Raw genomic sequence first — 3,813 nt, forward strand, 5'->3', positions numbered from 1 at the left:
GGCGGCCGAGGCCCGACCGGGCCAGTCCACGACGGGATCCGATGCCGGCCCTGCGACGAGGTCGTCGACGAGCTCGCCCAGCGCCTCGGCAGCCCCCGCCGCGATCTCGGTGGCCAGGGCGTCCACCGACTCGAAGTGCCGGTAGAACGCGGTGGGGACGATGCCCGCCTCGCGTGCGAGCTCGCGGACGACCAGGCCGGAGAATCCCCGCGTGGCCACCGCGTGGCGGCCCGCGGCAACGATGAGTGCACGTGTGTGCCGCTTCTGCTCCGCCCGGGTACCTGGTGTCGCCACGCCCGTGATGCTACCGCCTGAGGCCTGTATCCGCATGTGGGGAACCCCCCGTCGGAGTGTGACCCACGTGACAGCGGCGTGCCCCTTTCCATTTGAGAGAACGTATGTACACTCAAACTCGTCCGGTGGTCGAACCGGCCGGATACGCCCCCGTGGTGCAGCCGCGACCGTGAGGTCGGGACCGCACATCACGGCAGTAGGCCGCGTCCGACGGCGCACGACCACACCGACCACTACCTTCCGGAGTTCCTCATGACCGCCCCGACCATCAGCCGACTCTTCTCCCGCGGGATCACCCGCACCCTGCTCACCCCGCACCCGGTGGAGCACTACGTCCGCTCACTCGGAGTGAGCTGGTCCGACGACCCGACCGGCGCGACGGTCGTCGCCGTCGACCGGCCCGTCTCCGACGTCACCGTCATCACGCTCCGGCTCCCGGCCGGGGTCGACCGGCCCGCCCCCGGAGCCGCTCTCGAGATCGGCGTGGTGGTCGACGGCGTCGTCCACCGCCGTCACTACTCCCCGGTGGACTCCGCCGCGCGGTCCGACGGCCTGGCGACGATCGCCGTCCGCCGGCATCCGGGGGGCGTGGTCTCCGAACACCTGTGGTCCGAGGCCGCTCCCGGGATGCGACTGCTCCTCGGGAACCCCGTCGGGGAGGTCACCCTCCCGGACGCACGCCCGACCGACGTGCTGTTGGTCAGCGGCGGCAGCGGCATCACCCCGATGCTCTCCATCGCCTCCACCCTTGCCGGGGAGGGCCACTGCGGGGAGGGGGCCACCGGCCGTGTCGCGTGGCTCCACTACGCCCGCCGGGTCGAGGACGTGCCGTTCCGCGACCGGATCCGCGAACTCTCGCGCGCCGGTGTCGAGGTCCGGGTGGTCCCCACCGTGGCACCGGACCCGTCAGACACCTCGGGCCACCCGGACCCGTCAGTCACCTCCGACCCGTCGTCGCGGGACCTGGTCGGCCACCTGACAGAGGGCCACCTCGACGAGGTGGCACCGTGGCACTCCGACGCCACCGTCTTCCTCTGTGGACCCGACGGCCTGGCCGACGGCCTGTCGGACGGCCTCGGAGCGGAGCGCTACGGGGACGTCCTCCGCGAGCGCTTCACCGCCTCCAACGGACCCGTGCCCGAGGGCGACGGCGGGACCGTCACCCACGTCAGGAGCGGTGTCGCCGCCCACAACTCCGGCACCACGCTGCTGGAGGGCGCGGAGGCCGCGGGGCTGTCCCCGAAGCACGGCTGCCGGATGGGCATCTGCCACACCTGCACCGCCGTCCGGGTCTCCGGCGCGACCCGCGACCTCAGGACGGGCGAGGTCGACACCGAGCCCGGTTGCCTGGTCCAGATCTGTGTCTCCGCGCCCGTGGGCGACGTCGAGATCGAGCTCTAGACCCCCCGACACCGTCACAACCCGACCCGTACCCACCGGAACGACCGGAAGGACTCCCGTCATGACCCTCCTGCAGCTCCCCACCATCCGCTCCACGAAGCCCAAGACCTCCAAGCCGAAAGCCACCGCCCCCGAGCCCGTGGTCCTGTCCGCCGAGTCGGTGGAGATCATCGGCCGTGAACTCGACGCCATCCGCGACCGCGTGGTGGCCGACCTGGGCACCGCCGACCGCGACTACATCCTCCGGGTGGTCCGCATGCAGCGTCGACTCGAGCTGACCGGGCGCGCCCTGATGTTCCTCGGCTTCCTGCCGCCCGCGTGGCTCGCAGGGGTGGCCGCGCTGAGCGCCTCCAAGATCCTCGACAACATGGAGATCGGCCACAACGTCATGCACGGCCAGTACGACTGGATGCGCGACGACATGCTCCATTCGTCCAGCTTCGAGTGGGACAACGTGTGCCCGTCCGACCAGTGGCGGCACTCGCACAACTACATGCACCACACGCACACCAACATCCTCGATCTCGACCGCGACATCGGATACGGCATCCTGCGCATGGAGTACGAGCAGAAGTGGACCCCGCTGCGCCTGGGTAACCCGCTGTACGCGTTCGGACTCATGATGGCGTTCGAGTGGGGCGTCATGCTCCACGACCTGGAGTACGACAACGTGCTCAAGGGCAAGCGCAAGTGGTCGGACGTCAAGGGCCTGCTCGCCGGCTGGTGGGGCAAGATGCGAGGTCAGGTCGCCAAGGACTACATCGTCCACCCGGCACTCACCGGGCCGCTGTTCCCGCTCACCTTCGCCGGGAACCTCACCGCCAACCTCGTCCGCAACGTCTGGGCGTTCTCGGTGATCTTCTGCGGGCACTTCCCCTCCGGCGCCCAGGTCTTCACCCAGGAGGAGACGGCCGAGGAGACCCGTGGCGAGTGGTATGTGCGCCAGATGCTCGGCTCGGCCAACATCTCGGGCAGCCCGTTCATGCACCTGGCCACCGGCAACCTCTCGCACCAGATCGAGCACCACCTCTTCCCCGATCTGCCCGCTCACCGCTACCCGGAGATCGCCGAGGAGGTCCGGGCGATCTGCGAGGAGCACGGCCTTCCCTACACGACCGGCCCGTTGTGGAAGCAGGTGGCCAATGTCTGGTCCAAGATGTTCCGGTTGGCCCTGCCGCTGCCGCCCACCCCGGCGGACACGCCGGCCGTGCTCATCGAGCGCAGGAAGGTGACACCCGCGGCCTGAGCCGGGGTACCTTCGTGGACACCACTGACGAAGGGAGCGGATCCGATGAGCGACTTCGAGCGCAACAAGGACCAGGTCCAGGCAGGTGTCCAGGCGGGGGCGTCCCTCGTCGGCCGGATCGCCGTCATCATCACCGACGCGGTCGGTTCCATCGCCAAGGAGGTCGGCGACTTCGTCACCGACGGGATCGAGATGAGGGAGGCGGCCCGGGCCGCCCGCCTCGACGAGCGCAAGCGCTCCCCCGCGATCGACCTGGACGGTATCGAGGACGGCGACCTCAACGGTTGAGGCCGCTGGTGACCCGATGACCGTGGCCGGTGGGTCCTCCCCCCGGCCACGGTGGCAGGATCGCTCGATGTGACGATCATCGCCGCCGCGGACGGCTCCGCTCTCGGTAACCCCGGCCCGGCCGGATGGGCCTGGTACATCGACGAATCGCGGTGGCGATGCGGCGGTTGGACACGGGGCACCAACAACCAGGGAGAGCTCACCGCGGTCCTGGACCTTCTTCGTCAGACCGCGCACTCCCCCGAGCCGCTGCACATCCTGTGCGACTCGCAGTACGTCATCAACTCGGTGACAAAGTGGATGGCCGGGTGGAAGCGCAAGGGCTGGAAGAAGGCCGACGGGAAGCCCGTCCTCAACGTCGAGGTCATGAAGGCGCTCGACGAGGCGATGAAGGGCCGCGAGGTCACCTTCGAGTGGGTCAAGGGTCACGCAGGACACGAGCTCAACGAGAAGGCGGACGTCCTGGCGAACGGGGCCGCCAAGGCCTGGGCGTCGGGTCGGGAGCCCGCGTCCGGCCCCGGGTTCCCGGGAGCTCGGTCGGTCGGTGCGGGTGGCGACCCGGCCGTCCCCCCCGCCGTCAACGG

General features: G+C 70.0%; 5 protein-coding genes. 4 read left to right on the plus strand and 1 reads right to left on the minus strand.

Annotation, left to right across the window (positions count from 1 at the left end):
- The coding region (locus tag G6021_RS06020) for a TetR family transcriptional regulator (protein WP_182640850.1) at nucleotides 1–294 on the minus strand (294 nt) is incomplete at its 3' end.
- Between the two features lie 252 nt (nucleotides 295–546).
- Here G6021_RS06020 and G6021_RS06025 point away from each other — a divergent pair.
- From G6021_RS06025 to G6021_RS06040, 4 genes are all read left to right on the plus strand, one after another.
- A complete protein-coding gene (locus G6021_RS06025; RefSeq protein ID WP_182640851.1) occupies nucleotides 547–1,695 on the plus strand; it encodes an iron-sulfur cluster-binding domain-containing protein in 1,149 nt (382 codons plus the stop codon).
- A 61-nt stretch (nucleotides 1,696–1,756) separates the two neighbouring features.
- Complete coding sequence (locus G6021_RS06030; RefSeq protein ID WP_182639345.1) at nucleotides 1,757–2,941, plus strand: acyl-CoA desaturase; 1,185 nt, start codon at nucleotides 1,757–1,759, stop codon at nucleotides 2,939–2,941.
- Nucleotides 2,942–2,986: 45 nt separating this feature from the next.
- A complete protein-coding gene (locus G6021_RS06035; protein ID WP_179524739.1) occupies nucleotides 2,987–3,229 on the plus strand; it encodes a hypothetical protein in 243 nt (80 codons plus the stop codon).
- A gap of 69 nt (nucleotides 3,230–3,298) precedes the next feature.
- Nucleotides 3,299–3,813: ribonuclease HI (locus tag G6021_RS06040; RefSeq protein WP_182640852.1), on the plus strand; the 515-nt coding region annotated here is incomplete at its 3' end.

The organism is Dietzia sp. CW19 (assembly GCF_014145265.1).
GTDB lineage: Bacteria > Actinomycetota > Actinomycetes > Mycobacteriales > Mycobacteriaceae > Dietzia > Dietzia natronolimnaea.

Bases quoted from the DNA above. Each gene is read 5' to 3' on its own strand.
- G6021_RS06035 (WP_179524739.1), top strand. From the start codon at position 2,987: ATGAGCGACTTCGAGCGCAACAAGGACCAGGTCCAGGCAGGTGTCCAG.
- G6021_RS06030 (WP_182639345.1), top strand. From the start codon at position 1,757: ATGACCCTCCTGCAGCTCCCCACCATCCGCTCCACGAAGCCCAAGACC.
- G6021_RS06025 (WP_182640851.1), top strand. From the start codon at position 547: ATGACCGCCCCGACCATCAGCCGACTCTTCTCCCGCGGGATCACCCGC.